This window comes from Pseudothauera lacus, assembly GCF_003034845.1.
In the GTDB taxonomy this organism is placed as follows: domain Bacteria; phylum Pseudomonadota; class Gammaproteobacteria; order Burkholderiales; family Rhodocyclaceae; genus Pseudothauera; species Pseudothauera lacus.
Map to the genome: position 1 here is coordinate 21,590 of NZ_PZKC01000006.1, position 23,868 is coordinate 45,457.

31 protein-coding genes and 1 tRNA gene are annotated in these 23,868 nt (G+C 65.3%); 9 read left to right on the top strand and 23 right to left on the bottom strand.

All coding sequences use genetic code 11. The features are described 5' to 3' along the window. The first annotated feature begins 79 nt into the window (after positions 1-79). The 9 genes from C8261_RS08650 (at position 80) to C8261_RS08690 (ending at position 7,936) form a co-directional block, all read left to right on the top strand. The gene (locus C8261_RS08650; protein ID WP_107493286.1) at positions 80-505 is read left to right on the top strand and encodes a c-type cytochrome; all 426 of its coding nucleotides are present in this window, start codon (positions 80-82) and stop codon (positions 503-505) included. A gap of 39 nt (positions 506-544) precedes the next feature. Next, positions 545-1,924: a cbb3-type cytochrome c oxidase subunit I gene (locus C8261_RS08655; protein WP_107493287.1), complete on the top strand. Its 1,380-nt coding sequence runs from the start codon at positions 545-547 to the stop codon at positions 1,922-1,924. A gap of 186 nt (positions 1,925-2,110) precedes the next feature. Further along, a complete protein-coding gene (locus C8261_RS08660) occupies positions 2,111-2,704 on the top strand; it encodes a cytochrome c oxidase subunit 3 family protein (protein ID WP_107493288.1) in 594 nt (197 codons plus the stop codon). An 8-nt stretch (positions 2,705-2,712) separates the two neighbouring features. Further along, positions 2,713-2,991 carry a cytochrome C oxidase subunit IV family protein gene (locus tag C8261_RS08665; protein WP_107493289.1) on the top strand — a complete coding sequence of 93 codons (279 nt, stop codon included), beginning with the start codon at positions 2,713-2,715 and terminating at the stop codon, positions 2,989-2,991. Beyond that, positions 2,991-3,791 carry a CbbQ/NirQ/NorQ/GpvN family protein gene (locus C8261_RS08670; RefSeq protein ID WP_107493290.1) on the top strand — a complete coding sequence of 267 codons (801 nt, stop codon included), beginning with the start codon at positions 2,991-2,993 and terminating at the stop codon, positions 3,789-3,791. Before C8261_RS08665 ends, C8261_RS08670 begins: the two co-directional genes overlap by 1 nt. 65 nt (positions 3,792-3,856) lie before the next feature. Continuing rightward, positions 3,857-4,264 carry a hypothetical protein gene (locus C8261_RS08675; RefSeq protein WP_107493495.1) on the top strand — a complete coding sequence of 136 codons (408 nt, stop codon included), beginning with the start codon at positions 3,857-3,859 and terminating at the stop codon, positions 4,262-4,264. Between the two features lie 9 nt (positions 4,265-4,273). Continuing rightward, the gene (locus C8261_RS08680; RefSeq protein ID WP_107493291.1) at positions 4,274-5,284 is read left to right on the top strand and encodes a 4Fe-4S binding protein; all 1,011 of its coding nucleotides are present in this window, start codon (positions 4,274-4,276) and stop codon (positions 5,282-5,284) included. A gap of 26 nt (positions 5,285-5,310) precedes the next feature. Continuing rightward, on the top strand, positions 5,311-7,170 hold the full coding sequence (locus C8261_RS17850; protein WP_107493292.1) for a nitric oxide reductase activation protein NorD: 1,860 nt from the start codon (positions 5,311-5,313) through the stop codon (positions 7,168-7,170). A gap of 4 nt (positions 7,171-7,174) precedes the next feature. Beyond that, entirely contained in the window at positions 7,175-7,936 is a 762-nt protein-coding gene (locus C8261_RS08690; RefSeq protein ID WP_107493293.1) for a Crp/Fnr family transcriptional regulator, read from the top strand. A gap of 13 nt (positions 7,937-7,949) precedes the next feature. On the opposite strand, the gene C8261_RS17155 is transcribed toward C8261_RS08690, so the two are convergent. The 23 genes from C8261_RS17155 to lon form a co-directional block, all read right to left on the bottom strand. After that, positions 7,950-8,201, bottom strand: coding sequence for a hypothetical protein (locus tag C8261_RS17155; protein WP_146161662.1), 252 nt, complete (start codon positions 8,199-8,201; stop codon positions 7,950-7,952). Between the two features lie 64 nt (positions 8,202-8,265). Next, the gene (locus tag C8261_RS08695) at positions 8,266-8,706 is read right to left on the bottom strand and encodes a nucleoside deaminase (RefSeq protein ID WP_107493294.1); all 441 of its coding nucleotides are present in this window, start codon (positions 8,704-8,706) and stop codon (positions 8,266-8,268) included. Continuing rightward, positions 8,706-9,119 carry a cupin domain-containing protein gene (locus C8261_RS08700; protein WP_107493295.1) on the bottom strand — a complete coding sequence of 138 codons (414 nt, stop codon included), beginning with the start codon at positions 9,117-9,119 and terminating at the stop codon, positions 8,706-8,708. Before C8261_RS08700 ends, C8261_RS08695 begins: the two co-directional genes overlap by 1 nt. Continuing rightward, positions 9,112-9,516 (bottom strand): alternative ribosome rescue aminoacyl-tRNA hydrolase ArfB, encoded by a 405-nt coding sequence (arfB, locus tag C8261_RS08705; RefSeq protein ID WP_107493296.1) that lies wholly within the window; start codon positions 9,514-9,516, stop codon positions 9,112-9,114. The genes C8261_RS08700 and arfB overlap by 8 nt, the downstream gene beginning before the upstream one ends. Positions 9,517-9,718: 202 nt before the next feature. Next, complete coding sequence (locus tag C8261_RS08710) at positions 9,719-11,863, bottom strand: coiled-coil domain-containing protein (RefSeq protein WP_146161663.1); 2,145 nt, start codon at positions 11,861-11,863, stop codon at positions 9,719-9,721. Next, positions 11,860-12,075, bottom strand: a complete 216-nt coding sequence (locus C8261_RS08715) for a hypothetical protein (RefSeq protein ID WP_107493298.1) — start codon at positions 12,073-12,075, stop codon at positions 11,860-11,862. Before C8261_RS08715 ends, C8261_RS08710 begins: the two co-directional genes overlap by 4 nt. A 29-nt stretch (positions 12,076-12,104) precedes the next feature. Continuing rightward, on the bottom strand, positions 12,105-12,650 hold the full coding sequence (locus C8261_RS08720; protein ID WP_107493299.1) for a hypothetical protein: 546 nt from the start codon (positions 12,648-12,650) through the stop codon (positions 12,105-12,107). A gap of 128 nt (positions 12,651-12,778) precedes the next feature. Then, positions 12,779-13,261, bottom strand: a complete 483-nt coding sequence (locus C8261_RS08725) for a hypothetical protein (RefSeq protein WP_181358896.1) — start codon at positions 13,259-13,261, stop codon at positions 12,779-12,781. Further along, a complete protein-coding gene (locus C8261_RS08730) occupies positions 13,258-14,286 on the bottom strand; it encodes a phage major capsid protein (RefSeq protein WP_107493301.1) in 1,029 nt (342 codons plus the stop codon). Before C8261_RS08730 ends, C8261_RS08725 begins: the two co-directional genes overlap by 4 nt. A 72-nt stretch (positions 14,287-14,358) precedes the next feature. Then, entirely contained in the window at positions 14,359-14,739 is a 381-nt protein-coding gene (locus C8261_RS08735) for a hypothetical protein (protein WP_107493302.1), read from the bottom strand. Beyond that, the gene (locus tag C8261_RS08740) at positions 14,732-15,199 is read right to left on the bottom strand and encodes a transposase (RefSeq protein WP_181358897.1); all 468 of its coding nucleotides are present in this window, start codon (positions 15,197-15,199) and stop codon (positions 14,732-14,734) included. Before C8261_RS08740 ends, C8261_RS08735 begins: the two co-directional genes overlap by 8 nt. A 60-nt stretch (positions 15,200-15,259) precedes the next feature. Next, entirely contained in the window at positions 15,260-15,496 is a 237-nt protein-coding gene (locus tag C8261_RS17160; protein ID WP_146161664.1) for a hypothetical protein, read from the bottom strand. Positions 15,497-15,740: 244 nt separating this feature from the next. Next, positions 15,741-17,099: a DUF3987 domain-containing protein gene (locus tag C8261_RS08745; protein WP_107493304.1), complete on the bottom strand. Its 1,359-nt coding sequence runs from the start codon at positions 17,097-17,099 to the stop codon at positions 15,741-15,743. Next, positions 17,096-17,488 (bottom strand): hypothetical protein, encoded by a 393-nt coding sequence (locus tag C8261_RS08750; protein ID WP_146161665.1) that lies wholly within the window; start codon positions 17,486-17,488, stop codon positions 17,096-17,098. Before C8261_RS08750 ends, C8261_RS08745 begins: the two co-directional genes overlap by 4 nt. A 59-nt stretch (positions 17,489-17,547) precedes the next feature. Then, positions 17,548-17,820, bottom strand: coding sequence for a hypothetical protein (locus tag C8261_RS08755; RefSeq protein WP_107493306.1), 273 nt, complete (start codon positions 17,818-17,820; stop codon positions 17,548-17,550). Positions 17,821-17,919: 99 nt separating this feature from the next. After that, positions 17,920-18,084: a hypothetical protein gene (locus C8261_RS17310; protein ID WP_181358898.1), complete on the bottom strand. Its 165-nt coding sequence runs from the start codon at positions 18,082-18,084 to the stop codon at positions 17,920-17,922. Then, complete coding sequence (locus C8261_RS17165; RefSeq protein WP_146161666.1) at positions 18,074-18,295, bottom strand: hypothetical protein; 222 nt, start codon at positions 18,293-18,295, stop codon at positions 18,074-18,076. Before C8261_RS17165 ends, C8261_RS17310 begins: the two co-directional genes overlap by 11 nt. Positions 18,296-18,388: 93 nt before the next feature. Further along, positions 18,389-18,727, bottom strand: a complete 339-nt coding sequence (locus C8261_RS08760; RefSeq protein WP_146161667.1) for a hypothetical protein — start codon at positions 18,725-18,727, stop codon at positions 18,389-18,391. A 331-nt stretch (positions 18,728-19,058) separates the two neighbouring features. Then, positions 19,059-19,301 carry a helix-turn-helix transcriptional regulator gene (locus C8261_RS08765; RefSeq protein ID WP_107493308.1) on the bottom strand — a complete coding sequence of 81 codons (243 nt, stop codon included), beginning with the start codon at positions 19,299-19,301 and terminating at the stop codon, positions 19,059-19,061. Positions 19,302-19,419: 118 nt separating this feature from the next. Next, positions 19,420-20,616 carry a tyrosine-type recombinase/integrase gene (locus C8261_RS08770; RefSeq protein WP_107493309.1) on the bottom strand — a complete coding sequence of 399 codons (1,197 nt, stop codon included), beginning with the start codon at positions 20,614-20,616 and terminating at the stop codon, positions 19,420-19,422. Positions 20,617-20,802: 186 nt separating this feature from the next. Beyond that, positions 20,803-20,878, bottom strand: a tRNA-Val gene (locus tag C8261_RS08775). A 45-nt stretch (positions 20,879-20,923) separates the two neighbouring features. Then, positions 20,924-21,322: an HU family DNA-binding protein gene (locus C8261_RS08780; RefSeq protein ID WP_328588068.1), complete on the bottom strand. Its 399-nt coding sequence runs from the start codon at positions 21,320-21,322 to the stop codon at positions 20,924-20,926. A 120-nt stretch (positions 21,323-21,442) separates the two neighbouring features. After that, the gene (lon, locus tag C8261_RS08785; RefSeq protein WP_107493311.1) at positions 21,443-23,857 is read right to left on the bottom strand and encodes an endopeptidase La; all 2,415 of its coding nucleotides are present in this window, start codon (positions 23,855-23,857) and stop codon (positions 21,443-21,445) included. Between the last annotated feature and the right edge of the window lie 11 nt (positions 23,858-23,868).

Here is a 23,868-nt window from a genome sequence, read left to right on the forward strand (position 1 = left end):
GGCGCCCTGGGCGTCCGCCGAGGCTGCACGAATCTGTTCAGTCACTCACACGGACGCACAAAACAATGAGGGGTAAACCATGAGCGGCACCTTTACCAAGGCAATGGCCCGCAACGTCTTCTACGGCGGCACGGTGTTCTTCTTCCTGCTCTTCCTGGCGCTCACCCTGGACACCACGAAAGCGCTGCCGAAAACCGACAACCGCCACAACATCACCGCCGATGTGGCCGCCGGCAAGCACATCTGGGAGACCCGCAACTGTCTCGGCTGCCACACCCTGCTCGGCGAGGGGGCTTACTACGCACCCGAGCTGGGCAACGTCTACAAGCGCCGCGGCCCGGACTTCATCAAGGCCTGGATGATGGCCCAGCCAACCGGCACCCCGGGACGCAGGCAGATGCCCAACTTCCATCTCAGCGACGAGGAGCTCGACCAGCTCATCGCCTTCCTCAAGTACGCCTCCGAGATCAACACCCAGAACTGGCCCCCCAACATCGAGGGCTGAAGGGATGAGCGAACCGAAAACTACAAGAGGAATGCAGTCATGAAATACAAGTCTCAAGCGGTGGCGATGCCGTACTTCATCGCCGCGATCGGGCTCTTCGTCGCGCAGATCGTCTTCGGCCTGATCCTCGGCATGCAGTACGTCGTCGGGGATTTCCTCTTCCCGGAGATTCCCTTCAACGTCGCCCGCATGGTGCACACCAACCTGCTCATCGTCTGGCTGCTGTTCGGCTTCATGGGGGCAGCCTATTACATGGTCCCCGAGGAGTCCGAAACCGAGCTCTTCAGCCCCAGGCTGGCGCTGGCGATGTTCTGGGTCTTCCTGATTGCCGGGGCGCTGACCATCATCGGCTACCTGACGGTGGATTACGCCACGCTGGCCAAATACACCGGCAACGACATCCTCGCCACCATGGGGCGGGAATTCCTCGAACAACCCTTGCTGACCAAGATCGGCATCGTCGTCGTGGCGCTGGTGTTCCTCTTCAACATCACCATGACCGTGCTCAAGGGCCGCAAGACCGCCATCAGCGTGGTCTTGCTGCTCGGTCTGTGGGGCCTGGCGATCTTCTTCCTGTTCTCCTTCTACAACCCCACCAACCTGGTGCTCGACAAGTACTACTGGTGGTGGGTGGTGCACCTCTGGGTGGAAGGCGTGTGGGAACTGATCATGGCCGCGCTGCTCGCCTTCGTGCTGATCAAGGTTACCGGGGTGGACCGCGAAGTCATCGAGAAGTGGCTGTACGTCATCATCGCGCTGGCCCTGGTCACCGGCATCATCGGTACCGGTCACCACTACTACTGGATCGGCACGCCGGAATACTGGCAGTGGTGGGGTTCGATCTTCTCCGCGCTGGAGCCGATTCCCTTCTTCGCCATGACCGTGTTCGCCTTCAACATGGTGAACCGCCGCCGTCGCGAGCACCCCAACAAGGCGGCCGTGCTGTGGGCACTGGGCACCGGCGTGATGGCCTTCCTGGGCGCCGGCGTGTGGGGCTTCCTGCACACCCTGGCGCCGGTGAACTACTACACCCACGGCTCGCAGATCACCGCGGCGCACGGCCACATGGCCTTCTACGGCGCCTACGTGATGGTCGTGATCACCATCATCAGCTACGCCATGCCCATCCTGCGCGGCCGTGCCTGCAACAGCCCGAAGGCCCAGGTGCTGGAAATGTGGAGCTTCTGGCTGATGACCATCGCCATGGTGTTCATCACGCTCTTCCTCACCGCCGCAGGCATCCTGCAGGTGTGGTTGCAGCGCGTCGCCGAAGAGCCGATGTCCTTCATGGCCGTCCAGGACCAGGTCGCCCTGTTCTACTGGATGCGTGAATGGAGCGGCGTGGTGTTCTTCATCGGCCTGCTGGCGTACGTGGCGAGCTTCTTCGTCAAGGGCAAGGAGCAGCCCGCAGGGGCCTGACCCCCGCGCGACAGCGTCTCTCCCCTGCGCCGCACCCAACCGGGGCGGCGCGGCGGATTCCGGGGTGGCTGCGGCCACCCTTTTTTTCGTCTACCCCACACTGCTGAAATGGTCTTTGAAAATCAGTAACTTGTGAAATTATCCCGTATCAAGTGAAAGACTCCGGCAGTTGGCCAGAATGCCGTCATGCGCGCAGCCTGCCCACCACTCCCAGCCCCCCGCACGCCACCCACACTGGCCGGCGACCTGGCGATCTGGATCTTCATCCTTGCCGAACTGCTGGCCTTCGGCGTGTTCTTCATCGCCTATGCCTTCGCGCGCGCCAACAATCCGGAGCTGTTCGCCGCCGAACAGCTCGCGCTCAACCGCGACGCCGGTGCCATCAACACCCTGCTGCTGCTCACCGCCAGCTACTTCGTGGTGCGTGCGGTGCACGCCGCCGAGGCCGGCCAGAGCCGCCACGGCGCACGCTGGCTGGTGGCCGCGCTGGGCTGCGCTGCCGGATTCGTGGCGATCAAGATCGGCGAGTATGCCGCTGCGTTTTCGGCCGGCATCAGCCTGTCGAGCAGCACCTTCCACATGTTCTACCTGTCGCTCACCTTCTTCCACTTCATGCACGTGCTGCTCGGCATGGTGATTCTCGGCGCGTTGTGGCTCAACGCGCGGCGCGGCCTCTACGGCCCGCACAACATGAACGGCATCGAGAGCGGCGCGGCCTACTGGCACATGGTGGATCTGGTGTGGCTGATCCTCTTCCCCCTCGTCTACGTCATTCGCTGAGGACGGCCATGAACCACGACATCCGCTCAGCCAACCGCCGCAGCACCGTGCTGTGGGTCCTGCTGCTCGCCGCCACCGTGTTCACCTGGGCGGTGGGTGAAGGCGGCAGCGGCGGCGCCGCGATCGCTGCCCTGCTGCTCGGCGTGGCCGCCCTCAAGGGCGCCGCCGTGATCCTCGATTTCATGGCGCTCGCCCGCGCCCCGCTGCTGTGGCAGCTCATCACCCTCGGCTGGCTCGTACTGGTGTGCGCGCTGATCGGACTGGCTTACTGGAAAGGAATGCCCTGATGGAACTCAACACGCCCAACCTGGAGATCCCCTTCTACCAGCCTGCCGGCGACGAGATCGAGGTCTTCGAGCACGCCTGGAAGAACCGCCTGCCGCTGCTCATCAAGGGCCCGACCGGCTGCGGCAAGACCCGCTTCGTCGCCCACATGGCCGCCCGCCTGGGGCGCCCGCTGTACACCGTGGCCTGCCACGACGACCTCACCGCGGCCGATCTGGTCGGCCGCCACCTGATCGGCGACGGCGAAACGGTGTGGTGCGACGGCCCGCTGACCCGCGCGGTGCGCGAAGGCGGCATCTGCTATCTGGACGAGGTGGTCGAGGCGCGCAAGGACACCACCGTGGTGCTCCACCCGCTGGCCGACGACCGCCGCCTGCTGCCCATCGACCGCACCGGCGAGCTGCTCGCCGCGCCGCCCGAGTTCATGCTGGTGGTGTCCTACAACCCGGGCTACCAGAACCTGCTGAAGGGCATGAAGCCCTCCACCCGCCAGCGCTTCGTCTCGCTGCGCTTCGACTTCCCCGATGCCACGCGCGAAGAGGCCGTGCTGCGCGGCGAGACCGGTTGCGACGCCGACCTGGCGCGCCGCCTGGTGGGCATCGCGCGCGCGCTGCGCGCGCTGAAGGACCAGGATCTGGAAGAAGCCGCCAGCACCCGCCTGCTGGTGTACGCCGCCACCCTGGTGCGCGCCGGCATGGCGCCGCTGGCCGCCTGCCGGGTGTCGATCGTCGAGAGCCTCACCGACGACCCGGAGATCGCCGACGCGCTGATGGAAGTGATCTCCGCCACCTTCGGCCACTGATGTTCGCCGCCCCGCTGGAGGGCTGCGCAATCGGCGCCAGACCACGCATCGAGGACAGCACGACGATGACCCACACCGACCCCGACCTGCTGAAGGAAAACATGCCCGGACCGCCGCTGGCGATCCTGGCCGAGGCGCTGTTCCTGATCAACCTGATGCTGCTGCCGGTGATCGGCTTCGTCATGCTGATGCTGCTCTGGCTGGTGCACCGCCGCCATCCCTCGCCGCTGGTACGCAACCACCTGCAGCAGACCGTGGCGGTGAGCATCAAGGGCGGCTTCATCCTGGTCGGCCTGAGCGTGGCGATCTTCCTGCTCGGCGGCTTCGACAATCCGTGGTCCTGGGTCATCGGCGTGCTGTACTTCGTCTGCCTGCATGCCGCGCTGATCATCTTCGGGGTGATGGGGCTCAATGCCGCCATCCTCCGCCACCCCTACCGCTACCCCGTGCTCGGCCCACGCCTGCCCGACTGAAGCCGTCCGATGTCTACCGATCAAGCACGCAGGATCATCCCCATCGTGGCGGCCGAACAGCAGGTCGGCCGGCTCGGGTTGAACCGGATGCAGAAACAGCGCATCGCCGCGCAGACCGGCTTCTTCCTGCTGTTCATCCTCGCCCCGGTATTCAACCTGCTGCGCTACGACCTGACCGCCGGCCATGCCTGGTTTCTCGGCATGGAATGGCATCTGGGCATCGACGACTTCACCGCCGGACGCATCGGCGCGGCGGAAGCCGGCGCCAACGTGCTGCTGCGCCTGTTCCTGCCGATCTTTGCCGGTGCGGCCGCCTTCATCTGGGTGGCCTGGAAGTGGGGGCGCCTCTACTGCGGCTGGCTGTGCCCGCACTTCTCGGTGGTCGAAGCGATCAACAAGCTCATGCTGCGCGCCTCCGGAAAACCCAGCGTGTGGGAGAAGGGCACCCTGCCGCCCTGGGAGCCCGACGGCAGCCCGCGCCGGCGCGATGCGCGCTGGTGGCTGCTGGTGGTCCCGGCGGCGGTACTGTTCGCGTTTACCTGGGCCGTGGTCTTCCTCACCTATCTGCTGCCCCCGGCGGAGGTGTACGGCAACCTGTTCGGCGGCACGCTGACGCGCAACCAGGCGCTGTTCATCGGAGTATTCACCGTGGTGCTGAGCCTCGAGTTCCTCTTTGCGCGCCATCTGTTCTGCCGCTTCGCCTGTGCGGTGGGCCTGTTCCAGAGCCTCGCCTGGGTGAGCAACCGCGACGCCATGGTGGTCGGCTTCCAGCGCCAGCGCGCCAGCCAGTGCGCCACCTGCCTGCCGGACCGTGAATCAGCCTGCGACATGGTCTGCCCGATGCGCCTGAACCCGCGCAACATCAAGCGCCACATGTTCACCTGCACGCAGTGCGGGCAGTGCCTGCAAGCCTGCGAGCAAAGCCAGCGCGACAACCCGGATGGCCCGCTGCTCAGCTGGGTGAGCAACGAGGCCGCACGCCAGAACGAGGCCGGTTTTCGCGCCGGCCGCAGCCAGTAGCCGGACGCCATAGGAATACACGCGACATGGAAGAAACCGTCGGCAAGATCTGGCACCGTCTGATCACCCGCGCCGCGGGGGTGAGCTACCCGGCCGCCGCGGTACGCCTGAAGGAAGTGGAACGCACCGCCGGGGTGTTCTTCCGCGCCCTCGGCGGCGACCCCGGCCTGCGCGTGGCCGCCGCCACGGTGGACCCGCATGCCACGCGGCGCGGCCTCATCGCCCGCATCGCCGGCATCGGCGACCGCGCCGCACACGCGCGCATGGACGACGTCACCCTGCGCCTGCCGCCGGAGATCGACGCCTTTCCGGAACGCACGCTGAACCACGACCTCTACCTGTGGCTGGCTGCGCTGGCCGCCGCACAGCAGCAACTGCTGCCCGGCCCGGACGGCGAAACCGATTTCCAGCGTCATCAGCGTGCGGTACTGGCCGCGCTCGATACCTGGCCCGGGGTAATTTCACGCTACCGCCGCCTGGTGGAGGCCTACGCGCCGCGCCGCCTGAAGGCCACCAGGATGCCGCCCGCCGAGCGCGCGCGCGAAGAGGCCATCGTCGCCGCACTGCGTGAGCCCGGCAGCGTCGTCGCACTCCCCGAAGTGCCCGCCGGCACCCCGCCCGCCGCCCCGGTGCTGCTCTGGCTGGCCGGCAGCGAGATCGGCCCGGCGCCGTTCACCCGTGCCAGCGACCCGGACCCGGAGAACACCACCACCGGCGGCCCGCCGCCCGCGGAGGAGACCGAGCGCCACGCGCATCGCGCCGAGCGGGTGGATCTGCCGCAGGAAAAGAACGGCCTGATGATGGTGTTCCGCGCCGAGAGCCTGCTGGCGGTCACCGAATTCCTCAAGGTCAACCGCCCCACCGACGACGAACCGGATCCCAACGCCGCCGACGCCGCGCGCGACCTCGACCAGCTCGCGCTCGCCGAGGACAGCGACCGGGTGGCCTCCAAGGTACGCTTCGACCTCGACCTGCCCTCCGCCGCGGAAGACGACGTCGTGCTGGGCGACGGCATTCCGCTGCCGGAATGGGACTACCGCAAGCAGCGCCTGCTGGAAGACCACGTGCGGCTCACCGAGATGGCCGCCCGCCACGCCCCGCCCTGCCCACTGCCGCAACCGCTCAAGCGCACCGCACGCCGCCTGCACCAGCAGTTCGCCGCCCTGCAGCCCGGCCGGCGCTGGCTTAAAGCGCAGCCCGACGGCACCGAACTGGACGTGGATGCCGCCGTGCGCGCGCAGACCGACCGCAGCTGCGGCCGCCACCCCTCCGAACAGCTCTACCTCTCGCTGCAGAAGCGCGAGCGCGACCTGTCCTGCCTGGTACTGGCCGACCTGTCGCTGTCCACCGACACCTGGGTGTCGTCGGACGCGCGCGTCATCGACGTGATCCGCGACGCCCTGCTGCTGTTCGGCGAGGCGCTGGGCGCCACCGGCGACGCCTTCGCGCTCGCCGGCTTCTCCTCGGTGAAACGCAGCAAGGTGCGTTTCCACCGCCTGAAGGACTTCAACGAACGCTTCGACGACCGCATCCGCGGGCGCATCATGGCGATCAAGCCGGGCTACTACACGCGGCTCGGTGCCGCCATCCGGCGCTGCACCCAGTTGCTGGAAAAGCACGGTGCGAGCCGCCGCATCCTGCTGATCCTGTCCGACGGCAAGCCCAACGACCTCGACCTGTACGACGGCCGCTACGGCATCGAGGACACCCGCGTCGCCATCATGGAAGCGCGGCGCGCCGGCCTCACCCCCTTCTGCGTCACCATCGACCGCGAAGGCGCCGGCTACCTGCCCCACCTCTTCGGCCCCGCCGGCTTCGCGGTGATCCGCAAGCCGGAAGAGCTCCCCGCCCGACTGCCCCTGTTTTACGCCCAACTGACGAGGTGAAGCGATGAAGCCCTTCGACCCGCCATGCACCTTCACGCCCGCCGTCACAGCACATGCTGACGCCGGCCTTGACGAGGAGCAGTTGCGCATCGGACGCCTGCTCGCCCACGCGCCACTGTTCAACGGTCTGTCCGCAGAGGAAGTGGCGCCCTTCATCCGTGGCGTGCGCGAGACGCGGATCGACCGTGGCGCCGTGCTGTTCCACAAGGGCGACCCGTGCAGTGGCTTTCATCTCGTCCTCGACGGACAGATCAAGCTCGCCTTCATCTCCGCCGACGGACATGAAAAGGTGATCGAGATCATCCGCGCTGGCCAGACCTTCGGCGAAGCCGTGATGTTCATGGACAAGCCCTATGTAGTGATGGCCCAGGCCCTGACCGAGTGCGCCCTGCTGCACATCTCCAAGCAGGTGGTGTTCGAGGAAATGGGGCGCGATCCACTCTTCTGCCGCAAGATCATCGCGGCGCTGTCCCAGCGCCTGCACCACCTGATCGCCGACGTCGAGAGCTACTCCTTGCGCTCGGCCCGCGAGCGCATCATCGTCTATCTGCTGCGCGAGGATCAGGGCGACGGCGAGGGCACCTGCAGCGGCGCAGTTACGCTGCGCCTGCCAACCAGCAAAGGCACCATCGCCTCACGCGTCAACCTCACCCAGGAGCACTTCTCGCGCGTCCTCCACGAACTCGCCGATGGCGGCCTGCTGCAGGTGGACGGGCGCAACATCCACATCCCGGACATTGGCCGCCTGCGTCAGATGCTGGACTGAGCCGCGTCAGGGCTCAGGCGCGCACCGGCATGAAGGCCAGCATGAGCAGGAAGGCCAGCCAGATGCACGCCAGCACCACCAGGCGGCGCGCCGCCACCGGCATCGCTGTGGGCGGCGGTGGCTGCTGCGCAGGGCGCAGCGCTTCGTCCTCGTCGACCCACGGTTCCAGCGGACGCGGCAGGTAATCACGGATCGACCCGGGCGGCGCCCCGGCTGCGGGCGAACTCTGGCGGGAAGGGGGGGATGAGAGGCGCTCGGCGGACATGGCCCCATTACACCCGCCGCCGCAGCCTGTGGCCATGATGCACATCAAGGCCCGCAGGCCGTCTTCAGTCCTCGCCGATGTCCTCGTGCCACAACGCCGGACACTCGGCGACGAACTCGCGCATCAGCTCAATGCACTCCGGCGCCTGCAACACCTCCACCGCCACGCCGCGGCTGCGCAGCAGCGCCTCCTCGCCCATGAAGCTGAGGTTCTCGCCTATCACCACGCGGGGAATGCCGTACAGAAGGATCGCGCCGGAGCACATCGGGCAGGGCGACAGTGTGGTGTACAGCACGGCCTCGCGGTATACCGCCGCGGGCTGACGGCCGGCGTTCTCGAAGGCGTCCATCTCGCCATGCAGGATGACGCTGCCCTGCTGCACGCGGCGGTTGTGCCCACGACCGATGATGCGCCCCTGATGGACGATCACCGAGCCGATGGGGATGCCCCCTTGCGCACGCCCGCGACGCGCCTCCTCGAGCGCTGCCTGCATGAACTCGTCCATCAGGATCTCCTCTGTCCGCTTTCCCGGGGCGTTTCCAGCACCTCGGTGTCGCGGTGATCATACGCCGGCGCACAGCAGCACAGGATACGCAGAGGGGCGTCACCGATCGCCTCGATGCAGTGCGGCGTTCCCGGCGGGATGCACACGGTGTCGCCGGGCGAGACCACGAAGCGGCTTTCGCCCAGGGTCATCCGCCCCTGCCCGGCCGTGACGTGGTAAAGCTCTTCGGTCAGGTAGTGGCGGTGCAGCAGCGTGCGCTCACCAGCGGCGACGGTGGCCTCGGCAAGCGACTGTGCGGCATTGCCATGAAGCGCGGGGTGCATGAGCTCGCGAATGAGCGAACCGTCGCGGGTGACGTAGGGCTCAACCTGCGCATAGCCCTGCAGCCGCCTGGGGGTGGTCGATTCACTCATCGATGCGCCCCCTGGCCGCCTTCAGCGAGGCGCGCCTGGACTTGCCCTCCAGACGCTTGAGCACCGAGGTGCGCGTCGGCCGGGTAGCCCGGCGCGCCCTGGGGGTGCGCGCAACGCTGGCGATGAGGGCATCCAGGCGGGCCAGTGCGTCGGCACGATTCTTTTCCTGGCTGCGGTAGCTCTGCGCCTTGATCACCACCACGCCGGCGGCGCTGATACGCTGGTCGCCAAGCGCCAGCAGGCGGCGGCGCAGCTCCTCGGGCAGCGAGGAGGCGGCGATGTCGAAACGCAGGTGCACCGCCGACGACACCTTGTTGACGTTCTGCCCCCCCGCACCCTGCGCCCGCACGGCGGTGATGACGACTTCGTCGGGATCGAGGGTGTAGGGAATGTTCATGTCGTCCGCCCATCGCCTGCGCCCGGAGACGCAAAAGACAAAGCCCGGAACATGTCCGGGCTTCGGGTGACTGGTGGTGCTGACTCACTTGAATTCTTCCTCAAAGCCGTTTAAATGGTTGGATTTCTTCCACAAGAAAAATCTGCATACCGTCAAAAATACCGTCAACGTGAAGCGGTAGCAGCTAAGACGGATGATAGCCTCACTTTCGGCCACCCCGGACCAGTGCTGCCCGCTTGAAGATGCGCGCAACGGCCTGAGCGGTTGCCTCATCGGTAGGGATGACCGCCGTTTGGCCGGTGGGCAGATGCACATGCACATCTGCTCCGCGGGGGGCGCTTTGCGCGGCGCGCGGCACAATCGCGCCGGTGGGGATGTTGCGAACGAGGCCGCCAGCGGCGTAGCCCGGCAGCCGCCCGCTGCGGTTGAGTTGCTCCAGGTACGCCAGCACGCCCGGTTGCAGCAGGGCCTCGCGGCGGACCACGAATTCGCCCGCATGCACGATACCGGCCGCCTGGTACTTGCTGCCGGCGCCGGTGTAGCCCCCGCGCGCAAAGCCCGGCAGATCGCCGCCGGCATCTACGCGGTTGACGGTGACGGTGACGGTTTTGTCGCGCAGGGTTTCAAGCTCCAGGTTTAGCGCCTTGATTTTGCTCACCGCCTCGGCGATGTCGGCATCAATGTTCACCGGGCTTTCGAGCGCTGCGCGCAGTTCGGCAATGCGCTCCTCTGCGGCTTCCAGCTGCTCCTGTTGCGCCGCGGCGGTCTCTTCGCTCTCCCGCGCCTTGCCCTCGGCAATGGTCGATTGCGCCTTGATGGCGGCCTGCTCGACCTTTCCAATCTGGTCGAGCATCCAGGCGGCGTAGTTGTCATCCTCCATCGCACTGGCGACCGCTTCGGCCTCTTTGGCGAGTTTGAGGGCGTTTTGGGCGAGCTCTTCGGCCCGTTCTGCGGGCGCGTGGTAGGCGGCGTTTTGCGCCATGGTTGCTGCGCGGCGGGCTTCGTCGAGCAGGACGCGCGGCGAGGTGGCGCCGGCCATGCTGGCGAACGGTGAGTCTTCAGGAAGTTGGTTGCTGCGGTTACGCCGCGCCTGCGCCTGCTGGCTGCGTTCGGTCAACGCCTGGTCGGCGGCCTGCAGCAGGTTGCGGGCCTCGGCGGCGGCAGCCTGCGCGCCCTCGGTACTGGCCTTCCATGCAGCCTCAAGGGCTGCTTTCAGCGCTACGGCACCCTTCAGGGCTTCGCTGCTGGCTTCGCGTTCCTTCTGCGCGCGCAGGGTGGCGAGGCGGGCCATTTCGCTTTGCAGCGCCCCCTGCGTGCGCTGCAGGTTGGCGGTGTCGCTCTCTTGCTTTTGAGCCTCGCCACGCTGGCGGGCACGCTGCGCTTCGAAATACTTGATAGCGTTTTCGAGTCGCTTTATCTCGCCTTCCAAATCGCCGAACGTGGCCAGGAGCCCGGCTTTGATGCTCCGCCCTGTCCTCAGTTCGGCGATTTGCTTTTGCAGGCGCTCAATCGTTGATTCAACGTCGCGCAGGCCGGTGCCGAACACCACATCTGGCGAGAGCCCGACCCCGGCGTTCTTGGCGTCCAGGATGCGGGTCAGATACTCATTGAGTACAGGTATCAGTTCTTGCCCGACAGCGATTTTCGCGCCTTGGGCGAGCTTTGCCATGCGCTCAAGGTCATCATTGAATTGCGCGGACGCACGGGCGAGATCCCCGCCGATCACCACGCCGAGCTTCTCCGCTTCTTCCCCGAGAGCCTGCAGGCCGGCGGCGCCGTTGTTGAGCATGGGAATGAGGGCGCGTCCGACCTGCTCGCCGAAGATCTTCACCGCTGCGGCGGTCTTTTCCGGGCCATCGGCCATTGCTGCGAAACGGGTGGCGAGGTCGGCAAACACTGCGTCTGCGCCGCGCACCTTGCCTTCGGCATCGACCGCCTCGACACCCAAGGCCTGCAGCGCCGCTGCGGCGCTGCCGCCGGCACCGCTGGCCAGTTCAGCAATTGCGCCGTTCAGTTTGGACAAGCCTTTTTCCAGCTCGCTGCTGGTGGCGTCGTTGAGCGCAGCGGCGTACTGCAGCTTGCTCAGGGCCTCTGTCGATACTCCCACCCGCTGCGCCAGCTTGCCGACCTCATCGGCCGTGTCAGCGGTGGCCTTGGCCATTGCCAGCAGGCCCGTCAGTGAGGCTGCGCCGCCGAGGCCGCCCAGGCTCAACGCCTTGCCTGCAATGCTGCTGAACGATACCAGGTCAGACTGCAACCGCTTCAGCGCGCCCTGCGCAGTGCGAACGCTGCGGTCAAATCCTGCGGCGTCGCCGGAAATCTTTACTTTTACCTCTGGCGTACTCATTTGTCGGCGCCCTCCAGTGCATCAGCTGCGCGCGCGCAGGCGGCCTGCGCCGTGCGCAGCGCGGTGGCGATGAGCTGGCGCGCCGCGGGTTCAGAGGCCTCAGCCAGCACCGCCGGCGGCAGTGATGCCAGGGCGTCGGCAAAGTCCTTGAGGTTTCCCACGGTGTCGCGCAGTTGCCGCAGCTCGCGGGGGGTGAGGGTAAGGGTGGTCATTGAAGTTTCTCCGGTGGGGTGGCGCCGGGTCATTCAGGGGGTGAATATTCGGCGTGAGGGTTCCATGTGCCGTGCTCGATCAGTTCCGCGGCGATTCTCTCTACGTCCGCCCAGCGCTCGGAAAGCACCGCCAGCGCGGTGCGTTGTGCGAATCCGTGGCCAGCCATGCCGGTGCCGAAGTGGGGCGCGAGGATCATGCGGGCGGTACTCCAGTCGGCGCTGTTCATGCGCACGGTGATGCCGCGCCAGGGGTGGGCGGTGTAAAGCAACTCGGCGAGGATGCCGGCGTGCCAACAGGCTGCAAGATGGGCTGCTGCCAATGGCTGGTCGTAGTCCTGAATGCAGTCATTGCCGACATCCGTTTTCGCCTGCTCAAAGTCGATGCTCACAACACCGCCGCGCACGGTAGCTGTTGCGCCGGTCATGGCGATGCCTGCCCAGTCGAGCAGTACCGCATGCCCCGCCTCGTGGTGCGCGGTGCGGGCAAGGTTCGGGCCTTGGAGGGCCGCGGGAAGCTCTGAGAGTGGCCACACGCGGCGCAGGGCGGTGTACGGCGGAAGGGGAAGAGGGGTCATGTGCAAATCGGTGGTGTGGGTGGCGAACCTTGCAGCGGGGTACCCAAGCCCGCGTCCGGTGGTTTGCCATGCGTGCTGTTTCAGCCTGTCAGCCACGCCCGGTGCCTATACCGCTGGCTATAACGAAATCACCTGTTCGCACCGCGCCAAGAGCCAAACTCGTCTTCGAGCAAGGCGCTATCGGGCGGCTCCTGAGGTACGCCGGCCTCATCGATGAGCGACTCCTGAGTCAGCAGGTTGTTGGCGGTGACGCCGCTAAGTGCGAACTGCTGCAGGCGTTGAAGGGCGGGGTTGACGCTCAAGTCGCCAGCCAAGCGCGCCAGGGCGTTGTATTCGGCGAGGACGCGGGCCACCTCTTCGAGCTGATCGGCAATCTTGTCGCGTCGTTGGGCCCAGTAGGCACGGTGGGCTGCAAAGGCCTCCTGCAGCACCTCCTGCAGAGTGCGTTCGGTCTGCTCGCACTCCCGCCGTTCTGCGGTCACTTTGTCGGGGGATCGGGAAGCAAGGCTGTCAGCCAGTCTGCCGAGGGCCTGGCGGTGCTTTTCTTCGGCTTTCTGAAGGCGCTTGACCGCCGCGTGGTAGTGTTCGCCGGGTTTGGTGCCAAACATCATTCACCTCCACGCACGGCGCCCATGCGACCCATGATCCTGGCGCCAAGGTCCGCGCGGGCCCTGAGTACGTGAGAGTCATCCTTGAAGCTGGTCGCGCGTTCAATCATCACAGCGGTGGTCGAACCGGCCAGCTTCAAAGTAACGCAGGCGGCGTGTTGCTCAGGGTCGCTGAAGAGAAACCAGCGCTGCGCGGGCAACAAGGGTGTGGCCGTAACAGTGATGTTGAGGCCCAGCTGATGGGTGAGCTTGAGGGCGGGCAGTTCGAGCTCGGCCGCCACCACCAGATGCCGGGCGGAAAGGTCTGCGGGGTTGCCTACCGGCGTCTGAAACCTGCGCATCATCGTCATGCCTGCGCTCAAATTGGTCTCGTCCAAGGGGCCGTCAATGATGTTCTTGCCGGGCACAAAGACCCGTTCGCCATCCAGCATTACCGGGTTGAGGTTGAGCCCCTGGTACAAAAGCCTGGCTTCGGTGCGGGCGCCGGCGTTACCCAGGCCGCCGATGATATTGGCGACCAGTCCGATATCATCGTTCTTGACCATCTGGCGGCTGATGTAGAGCAACCGACCGAAAGTGTTCAAGCGCACATTTTCGAGACGCTCAATCACTTTCTCCGAATTTTCTTCGCCCACAAATTGGTAACCAAACTCGTTCAACTCGCCGGTTACAGAGAGCTCGTCAGGCATGTCGAACTCGGGAAAGTCTGCAGGCTTGTAGTCGCGCAGCACGAGCTCGCCGCAGAACCGTCGATGTTCGGCTTGCGCCGTGAATCTGCGGGTAACGAGAGCCTGCACGCCAGCTGCAAAAGCAGTGTCAAAATGGTGCGTGGTGTAGTACTGCGCGCGAACGGGGGTGCCGGGGCGCTGGGCCAGACGGCTGCAAGCTTCTGCCAGGCCGGACAGGGGGCGCTCTGCCAGCGCCGAGGCCAGCGGATGAGGTGCTGATACGTGCTCGCCCAGCGCAAGCGCAAGTGCATCGGGGGCGGCGGCAATGATTTCAGCGGGGGGGAAGTTGTCGAGCAGCATGGCAGTTCCTTTTGTCTAGATGCTGCCATCTTGGTGTTTTCCTGCTGATGCTGCCTGCGTACTTCATCAGTTCTACCGGATCAGCTCATACAGGTTGCGCGCGGTGCCGGGTACGCGTAGTCCGCTGTCAAAAGCGCGGCGCAGCGCTTTGTCGACGGGGGAGATTGGTAGCTGAGGGTCGCGGAGCAGAAGGGGAAGAATGCGAGCTTCGAAACGCTTGACCGCAGCTTCAAGGCGCCCGGCGCAGCGCCAAGGGTCATCATCTCCGGCGAGCAGTTCGGCCGCCTCCTGCAAGGCTTTGTTGCGCTCGCGTACGCGGGAGGCACGATCGAGGCCGAGGGAATGCTGTAGGTCATCGCCAGCCAAGTGCTTGCGCATGCCTTCCGCCAGCCAGGCGGCGACTTCCGGGGAGAAGTCCCCGGCGGCAGCGCGGCGGACGAGTTCACTACTCATCCGAAGCCTTCCTGAACACTGGATCTTCAATGCGGCCTGGCCTGAACTCCATGCCGACAGCTCGCAGGCTGGCAGTCAGGTGCTGCTCGATCAGGTCGGCTACGGACAAGGCGGTGTCGACGTCGTTCTCGTGCAGCGTCTTGCGGAACGCACGGATCGCCGTTGCGCTAGGTGGGCGCGGCGCCCATGGATCGGTACCGATGAATTTGGCGAACGCGTGTGAGTCGAGCACCGCGTGTTCGGCTTGGCGGTCGGACATGTACCAGAGCCGCTTCAGCACATGGCAGCGCAACATCATCCGCAGGCTGTATCCCTTGCGGCCAGTGCGGCGAACGTCGGCCTGGTAGAACGGCCGGACGATCTCTTCGAGCAGGTTCCAGTCGACGGCGCGTTCCACCATACTCAGGATCTGCTCGCGCTTCGGGGTGGTGGCCTTCGGCCAGCGGATGGCGGTGAACAAGGCCGGGTGCGCAGAATCGGGGTTGCAACTCGGTTTCATGTGTTGCGTCCTGGTTGTTGCCTATGCGTTAGAGGTGTGGCCTAGCGGACCACCGAGGTTCGGATTACCCGCCTCGGTTTGGGCTGGGGAGGACCCGCGCATGCTTGCCTGCAGTTGCAGTAGCGCGCCCTGCAGCGCGCGGGCGGCGCTGGGCAGGTATTGCGGGTCTTCGGCGGGCAAGGGCTTGCCGCTGGTCAGTACGGCGTAGTTCCAGCCGGTGCCGGCCTCGCCTGTCAGGATGATGGTGATCGTCTTCATGGTCGTCCTTCTTGTGGTGTGGTTTGTTTTCTTTCTCTACGAATTTGACGAATTTGACTAAACATCAAGCAGGGCAAGGGATTCAGCTACGAACTGAGAAAACGAATTTACGAAAGAAGGGGGCCGGGTCTGTCATGGGTGGGGTCTAAGTTCGTAGTTCTTTCGTAGTTCTTTCGTTGCTGTATGCCTTGTGTTGTCTGGTCTTTCGTAAAATTCGTTTAATTCGTTCGTGCGTGCGCGACCTTCAGCCAGGCCAATACCGCATTGGCGCTCGCCCGTTGCCAGGGCCGGTGGCTTCCTTGCGGGCCACGATCAGCGGCGGTGCCATGCTGGTGAGCCGTTCCAGTGCGCCCTTGACGGGCTTCACCTTGTTGTTATGCCAGTAGCGTTGAATGGCGGTCAGGGTGATGCCCGGTTGTGCGCGGATCAGTTCGAGCACCTCGGCCTCGAACTCGCTCAACTGGTCGTCTTCGCCGTCGCCCGTGCGGAACACGTAGGCGGCGGACTCGGCCCAGTAATCGATCCAGGCCATTGCGGCGAAGAGGTCGCAGGGTTCGATCTCGTCGCGGTTGTCGAGCAGGGCGAACACCATGGCGAGCATCCGCGCATAGACTTCGGTGCGGGCCAGCAGACTGCCGATCTTGCCTTCCCGGTCGCGGGTCAGGCGTGGGTACAGATCGCACCAGAGTTCTGCCGCCTCGTCGCCCAGGCGCACTTCACGCTCGCAGTTGCCATGCAGGTTTCCGCCGGTAGCAGACATCACTGCATCGGTCAGGCGCAGCGCCAGGCGTTCGATGGATGACGCCCTGGTGGGCTTTGGCAGGGGCACCAGCTTGGGGCGATAGACGAACAGCACCATGAAGCGATTCAGCAGCCCGTTGGCGGTGTCGCCTTCGGTGGCCTTCTCGCGCAGTTCCTGCCCGGTGATGTGGCCGCCGATCACCACGTGCGGCCGGCTAGCGCGCGTCGTGGCCGTCTTGGTTAGCGGCTCGATGTCGCGGCCGTCCCACAGGTTGCGCACGGTAGCCGACAACGTGTTGCCCTCGCGCCGGCAGTGCGCCAGCATGTTGGCGAACTCGGCTTCGAGCACCAGCAACCGCTTGTCGTGCACGCCGGGGTCACCCCCCTTGCCCTTGTCGTCGGCCTCCTTGGCGTCGCGGATCGCGTGGGCGATGCCCTCGCCGGTCGATAGCCCGCCGGCATGGATGCGCAGCCGTGCATCGGTCTTGAGGCGCTCGGCCAGCTTGGTGTCGACAATCGAAAACAGCAGCCGCACCAGCGTCTCGGACGTGCCCTTGCGGGCCTTGCCCGACTTGCCCGCGATGATGCCGTACAGCCGGCAGTGGATCACCGCGTCGCCGATGCGCTGGAAGGCGGTGCGGCCGACCATGGCGCAGAAGAACACCAGCACGTTGAAGGCCACCGCCACCGGGTGCGCCTCGGAGTTCTCGCACGCGGCGTCGCAGATATCCTTCAGCAGTGGCGGGAAGCCCTCGGGACGCATCTGCGGCGGCGTCAGCGGGCTATCGTCGGCCGGGCGCGGGCTGTCTGCGGCAGGTACTGCGGTGGTGTCCGATACGGTCGGAAAGCCAGGAGCGTTCATACCGCCACCTCAATGCCGCGTTCGACTGACTTGACCAGCCGCCACCGGCCGCGCTCTACGTTGAGCACCCAGAGGCGCCGCGGGTTGTTCTGCAGAGCCTGCCGGGTGATTGCTCGCAGACGCTCGGGGGCGCTGGCGGTGGGCCAGTAGCAGATCTGCACGTCGAGTCCTGAGAGGAACTGCAGATCAAGCTCTGCGGGCTCAGCGTCAGGAGGGCAGACAACCTGCGGTGCTGCGACCACGCCCGGACGGTCGCGGGGTGGCCAGCGATCCAGGCGCAGGATCACATACGCGGGCATCAAACCCTGACGACGCACTTCAGCCACCTGCTTACCGAAGGCGGGCAAGCGGCAGGGTTGTGGTGCGGGCGGACTACTCTTGATCGTCATGTTCACAGCCATTTCAAGGCGGAGGCGGGGAGCCCGGCGCATGGCCGGGCTGGTGATGGTCAGGAGGCGGTTTCCTGAGCCTTGATGTCGCTATGGATCGATCCGACGAAGTCCTTCAGCATGTACTCAACCGAGAAATTGCCGATGTGCTCAACCAGAACTTGAGCGAGGCGAAACTCGCGCGTTTCAGCGCCTTCATCTTCCAAAAGTTCGCAGATAGCCATTGCCAGCGCGCACGATTGATTGGCTTTGTCGAGCAGGCAGCCCAACATTTCTTCAGCCTGGCGGGCGCGGTCAAGAAGAGGCAGGGAGCCGTATTTGAATTGAGACATGATGTGAAACCTCCTTTCACGTTGCGGTCGAGTGCCGGGCACTTTTTGCGCCCGGGCGCCCCGGTTGCCTGATTCGTCCCGTCAGGCTGGCGGTGTTGCTCATGCTGCTGATGGTGCTTCGGCCAGATCGAGGGCGGCACGGATGGTGTTCTCGGTGTCGTTGAAGGCGACATCGGCGTTGAGGCCGGCCACCGTCACCAGCGCGGTGCGCAGGGCGGCGTAAAGGGTCGGCGCGGCCATGGCTGCGAGAAACTCAGCCTCCATGGCTGCGCCTCATGTGCTTCTCGAGGTACCGCAGCGACCTTGCCGCATCCTCATTGCCGGCGGTGGCCATCCGTTCGAGCTGGCGCTTTGCCTGGCGGCGCTGCGCACGGCTGCCGTGCTCGGCAACGAAGGCGACATCAAAGGTGCCTAGCTGGCGACGGTCTCCAGAGTGGCCGAGGTCGGCACCCTTGGGGTAGGAGTCATGTGCCATGGTCACGCCCTCCCGGTGAAGCTCAGGCGGTGGGCGAGCACCGGGCCGAGGAAACGGCGGAGCGCCCGATAGCGGCGGAAGGTGGCGACCGGGCTATTCATGGGCGCCACCTTCCGCCAGATCGAGGGCGGCACGGATGGCGTGCTCGGCGTCATCGAAGGCGCCATCGGCGTTGAGGCCGGCCACCGTCACCAGCGCGGCGCGCAGGGCGGCATGCAGGGCAGGAGCGGCGGCGATCAGGCATTCGTTCGCGTCGGCCTGTTCGATGCCGACGCCACCGGACCAGACTTCGCAGATCGGCAGGCCGGCGCCGGCCATGCTGGCGATCTGGCGATGGCCGCAGCGACGCCAGGGGCCGGGGGTGAAACGGGGGGCGGTGAAGGTGTGCGCCATGGGCGCGTGGGCAGGCATGCCCGATGCGGGGTTACGCATGGCTGGTGCTCCTGAGTTTGCGGTTTGAATCCCGCTCCCTTCCGCGACGAAGGGGTGGCGGGCGCATGCGGGGTTCGCGGACCGGAACTCAGGAACCGGCAAGCCTTGCGGCTTCCCCACACGGCCCGCCATAGAAACGGCAGCACATGCGGTGGACGTAAAAAATCCGCCAGGGTGGCGGATACATCCGCCTGAGTTATCCGGGCCGCGACGCCCGTTGCCTGTTGTTTGCAGGCAGGGGCGATGATGCGCCGATGAGGAGGGCAGTGTCAAGCGCATCGCGGCTCACTCCCCGTTGCGTGCCACTCCAGCGGGACAATGCGCGCGGCGCTCATTGTTGGCCCCCGGTCAGGGTGGCGAGATGGCGGCGGATGACTCCTACGCGCCAGCGGGTGCAGGCGGGGCCGGTTTTGACCGGGGGCGCTATCCGGCCCAGGCGAACGTCACGCCAAATAGAGGACTCAGAGCGCCCCAGTAGCAGCGCGAGATCCTTGACGGTGAGGCTGAGGGCTGCGTCCGGCAGGTTGTCCAGCTTTGCCAGGGCGGCGGTAACGGCGGTGGCTTGAGGTTGCATCTATCGCTCCAGGGGCGCGCCGGGTGGCGCTTCATACCCCGAGATGCTCCCCGCTGATCTGTGACACCGTTACCCTAAGGTGTCACAATTTTCTATGCGATCTGTGCTGCGATTGGAATCACGTCTGCCCCTTGCGAAGCATGTCCAGGTAGTCCGCCCACGCCTGCATCATCGCCTTGCGCTGGGGCAGGAACTTCGTCCTGTTGTACGTCGCCCCGAGCAAATCGGGCACCTGGTGGGCGAGTTGATGCTCGATCACAGCCGCATCCACCCCAAGCACCTCATGCAGGATCGTGCGCGCCATGGCCCTGAAGCCGTGGCCGGTAATCTCCTTCTTGGTGTCGTAGCCCATGCGCTTGAGGGCGTTGTTCACGGTGCCCTCGGACATGGGCTTGCCGTGGTCCCGAACGCCCTGAAAAACGTATCGACCGTGCCCAGTGAGCGGCTGTAGGTCGCGCAGGATCTCGACCGCCTGCCGGGCCAGCGGAACGATGTGCTCGCGGCGCTTTTTCATCTTCTCGGCAGGTATCCGCCACTCCCCATGATCGATGTCGATCTCGGACCATTCCGCCTGGCGCAGCTCACCCGGCCGGACAAACAGCATGGGCGCCAGGCGCAGCGCACTGCGGACGATCAGCGATCCCTTGTAAGCCTCGATGGCCCTGAGCAGCGGGCCCACCTCCCCCGCGTCCGTGATGGCGGGGAAGTGCTTCTTCGCCACCGGCGTCAGCGCGCCTTGCAGGTCGGCAGCGGGGTTGCGGTCGGCACGACCGGTGGCGATGGCGTAGCGGAAAATCTGCCCGGCGGTCTGCTTTGCACGGTGCGCTGTGTCGATGGCTCCTCGCTCTTCGATGCGGCGCAGCGTCAGCAGCAGTTCAGGCGCGGCGATCTCGCCCACGGGCCGGCTGCCCAGCCAGGGAAACAGGTCTTTCTCCAGGACCGCGAGTGTTTTCTCTTGCGTCGAGGCGGTCCACATCGCGCTCTTGCGTTTGTGCCACTCGCGACCGATGGCCTCGAAGCCGTTGGCCACGGCTTCAACACGGGCCTGCTTGCCGGCCTTCTTGGCAGCGCCGGGATCTGTTCCTGCGGCGAGCAACTCGCGGGCCTGGTCGCGCCGCTTGCGGGCCTCGGCCAGGGATACATCGGGGTATCCGCCCAGGGCCAGGGTCTTGCGCTTTCCATCAAAGCGGTAGTCGAGTCGCCACAGCTTCCCGCCGGTCGGCTGTACCAGCAGGTATAGCCCGCGTTCGTCGGCAAGTTTGCGGGCCTTGTCGGTTGGTTTGGCTTGCCTGACGGCGATGTCGTTCAGCGGCATTTTTCACCCCTCGCAGATACCCGCCATGGCGGTATACCGTCAAGGGTACCGTGTACCGTCATGTGTACCGCCATTTTTGACGGTATGTGGTGCGCTGACGTGCTACGGCATGACACAAGAAAAAACCCGCAAAGCCTTTGGCAGTGCGGGTTTTGGTGCTGCTTGCCACGCTGTGGCAGGTGTTCTTGGTGGGTGCTGACGGGGTCGAACCGCCGACATTCGCCTTGTAAGGGCGACGCTCTACCAACTGAGCTAAGCACCCGCGTTGACCGGTGCGGCTCGGTTGAAAAGCGCCCAGTCAAGCCCGCTAGTTTACTGCATCCTTCAGGCCTTTGCCAGCACGGAATTTGGGTACCTTGGCGGCCTTGATCTTGATGCTCTTGCCGGTACGGGGGTTGCGCCCGGTACGGGCAGCGCGCTCACCGACGTAGAAGGTGCCGAAGCCGACCAGGGTCACGGAGTCTTCGTTGTTGAGGGCCTGCTTGATCGCATCGATGGCTGCATCGAGCGCCTTGCCGGCGGCGGATTTGGAGATTTCTGCCTGTGCTGCGATTTCGTCAATCAGTTCGGATTTGTTCACGTATGCCCCCTCACGGATATGAATGCAAAACGTTGAATACTCGCAAACCCTGAACCGGCGCGGCATCCAGGGCCATTCCAGATGCGTCGAAGCTCGCACGGCAGTTATAGCTCGGGCAAAACCCATGTGTCAAGCGGGTTTCGCCGAATTTACAGATCCCCGCCGCCATCACTGTCGTCATAGCAAAAATGAATGAAAAAGGCCGGAGCATCCCTGCCCCGGCCTTTCTACTGATGCTGCGCAGACTCAGTGCGCGCGGATCTTCGCCGCCGCTTCGTCGGCGGCGGGCGGCACCGCCGCCTCGCCCTCGGCCGTCTCGGGGAGCGGCTCGGGGACGCGTTCGAGGGCACGCTGGAGCACCTGGTCGATCCACTTCACCGGCACGATCTCGATGGCATTTTTGATGTTGTCGGGAATTTCCGCCAGATCCTTGACGTTCTCTTCCGGGATCAACGCCGTGGTGATGCCGCCGCGCACCGCGGCGAGCAGTTTCTCCTTGAGACCGCCGATGGCCAGCACCTCGCCACGCAGGGTGATCTCGCCAGTCATCGCCACATCGCAACGCACCGGGATGCCGGTGAGCACCGACACCAGTGCGGTGGAGATCGCTACCCCGGCAGACGGACCATCCTTGGGGATGGCGCCTTCGGGCAGGTGGATGTGGATGTCGCTCTTCTGGTAGAAGTCGCCGTCGATGCCCAGCGAACGGGCGCGCTTGCGGACCACCGAAAGTGCTGCCTGGATGGACTCCTGCATCACTTCGCCGAGCTTGCCGGTGGTCATCACCTTGCCCTTGCCGGGCAGCACCACCGCCTCGACGGTGAGCAGCTCACCACCGACCTCGGTCCACGCCAGCCCGGTGACCTGACCGATCTGGTTTTCCTTCTCGGCCATGCCGAAGCTGTACTTGCGCACGCCCAGGTACTTGTCGAGATTCCTGGCATTGACGACGATCTTGCTGGCGCGCTTGCGCAGCACCAGCGACTTCACCACCTTGCGGCAGATCTTGGAGATCTCGCGCTCCATGCTGCGCACGCCGGCCTCGCGGGTGTAGTAGCGGCAGACGTCGCGCAGGGCCTCTTCGGTGACGGAGATCTCGTCGCGCTTGAGACCGTTGTTCTTCATCTGCTTGGGGAGCAGATAGCGCTGGGCGATGTTGACCTTCTCGTCCTCGGTGTAGCCGGACAGGCGGATCACTTCCATGCGGTCGAGCAGCGCCGCGGGAATGTTGAGGGTGTTGGCGGTGGCAACGAACATCACGTCGGAGAGATCGAAATCGACTTCGACGTAGTGGTCCTGGAAGGTGTGGTTCTGTTCCGGGTCGAGCACTTCGAGCAGCGCCGAGGAGGGGTCGCCGCGGAAATCCATGCCCAGCTTGTCGACCTCGTCGAGCAGGAAGAGCGGGTTCTTGACCCCGACCTTGCTCATGTTCTGGAGGATCTTGCCCGGCATGGAGCCGATGTAGGTGCGGCGGTGGCCGCGAATCTCGGCCTCGTCACGGACGCCACCGAGGGCCATGCGCACGAACTTGCGGTTGGTGGCCTTGGCGATGGACTGGCCGAGCGAAGTCTTGCCCACGCCGGGAGGGCCGACCAGGCAGAGGATGGGAGCCTTGACCTTGTCGACGCGCTGCTGCACGGCAAGGTATTCGAGAATGCGTTCCTTGACGCGTTCGAGGCCGTAGTGGTCCTTGTCGAGGATCTTCTCGGCTTCGGCCAGATCCTTGCTGACGCGGGACTTCTTCTTCCACGGCAGGCCGATCAGGGTTTCGATGAAGTTGCGCACCACGGTGGCTTCCGCGGACATCGGCGACATCAGGCGCAGCTTCTTGAACTCCGCCTGGGCCTTGGCGAACGCATCCTTGGGCATGCCGGCGGACTTGATCTTCTTGTCCATCTCCTCAAGGTCGGCACCCTCCTCACCTTCGCCGAGTTCCTTCTGGATGGCCTTGACCTGCTCGTTGAGGTAGTACTCGCGCTGGCTTTTCTCCATCTGACGCTTGACGCGGCCGCGGATGCGCTTTTCCACCTGCAGGATGTCGAGCTCGGTTTCCAGCTGCGAGAGCAGACGTTCGAGACGCTCGGTGGTGTCGAACATCTCCAGCACCTCCTGCTTCTGCTCGAGCTTGAGCGGCAGGTGGGCGGCAATGGTGTCGGCCAGGCGGCCGGGTTCCTCGATGCCCGACAGCGAGGTGAGGATCTCCGGCGGGATCTTCTTGTTGAGTTTCACGTACTGGTCGAACTGGGCGATGATCGCCCGGCGCATTGCCTCGACCTCGTTGTTGCCGGTATCGGGCTGCGCAATCGGGGTGACGCGGGCCATGAACACACTGCGCAGATCCTCGACCGAGTCGAGGCGGGCACGCTGCACACCCTCGACCAGCACCTTGATGGTGCCGTCGGGCAGCTTGAGCATCTGCAGGATGTTGGCGGTGCAGCCGATGTCGTAGAGGTCCTCGGCGGAAGGCTCATCCTTGGCAGCGGACTTCTGCGCCACCAGCAGGATGCTCTTGCCGGCCTCCATGGCGTTCTCCAGCGCCTTGATGGACTTCGGGCGACCCACGAAGAGCGGGATCACCATATGCGGAAAGACCACCACGTCGCGCAGCGGCAGCAGCGGCATTTCCTGTTGCTGATCGGGGAGGTCGAGCGGACCTGGCATGATTATTACCC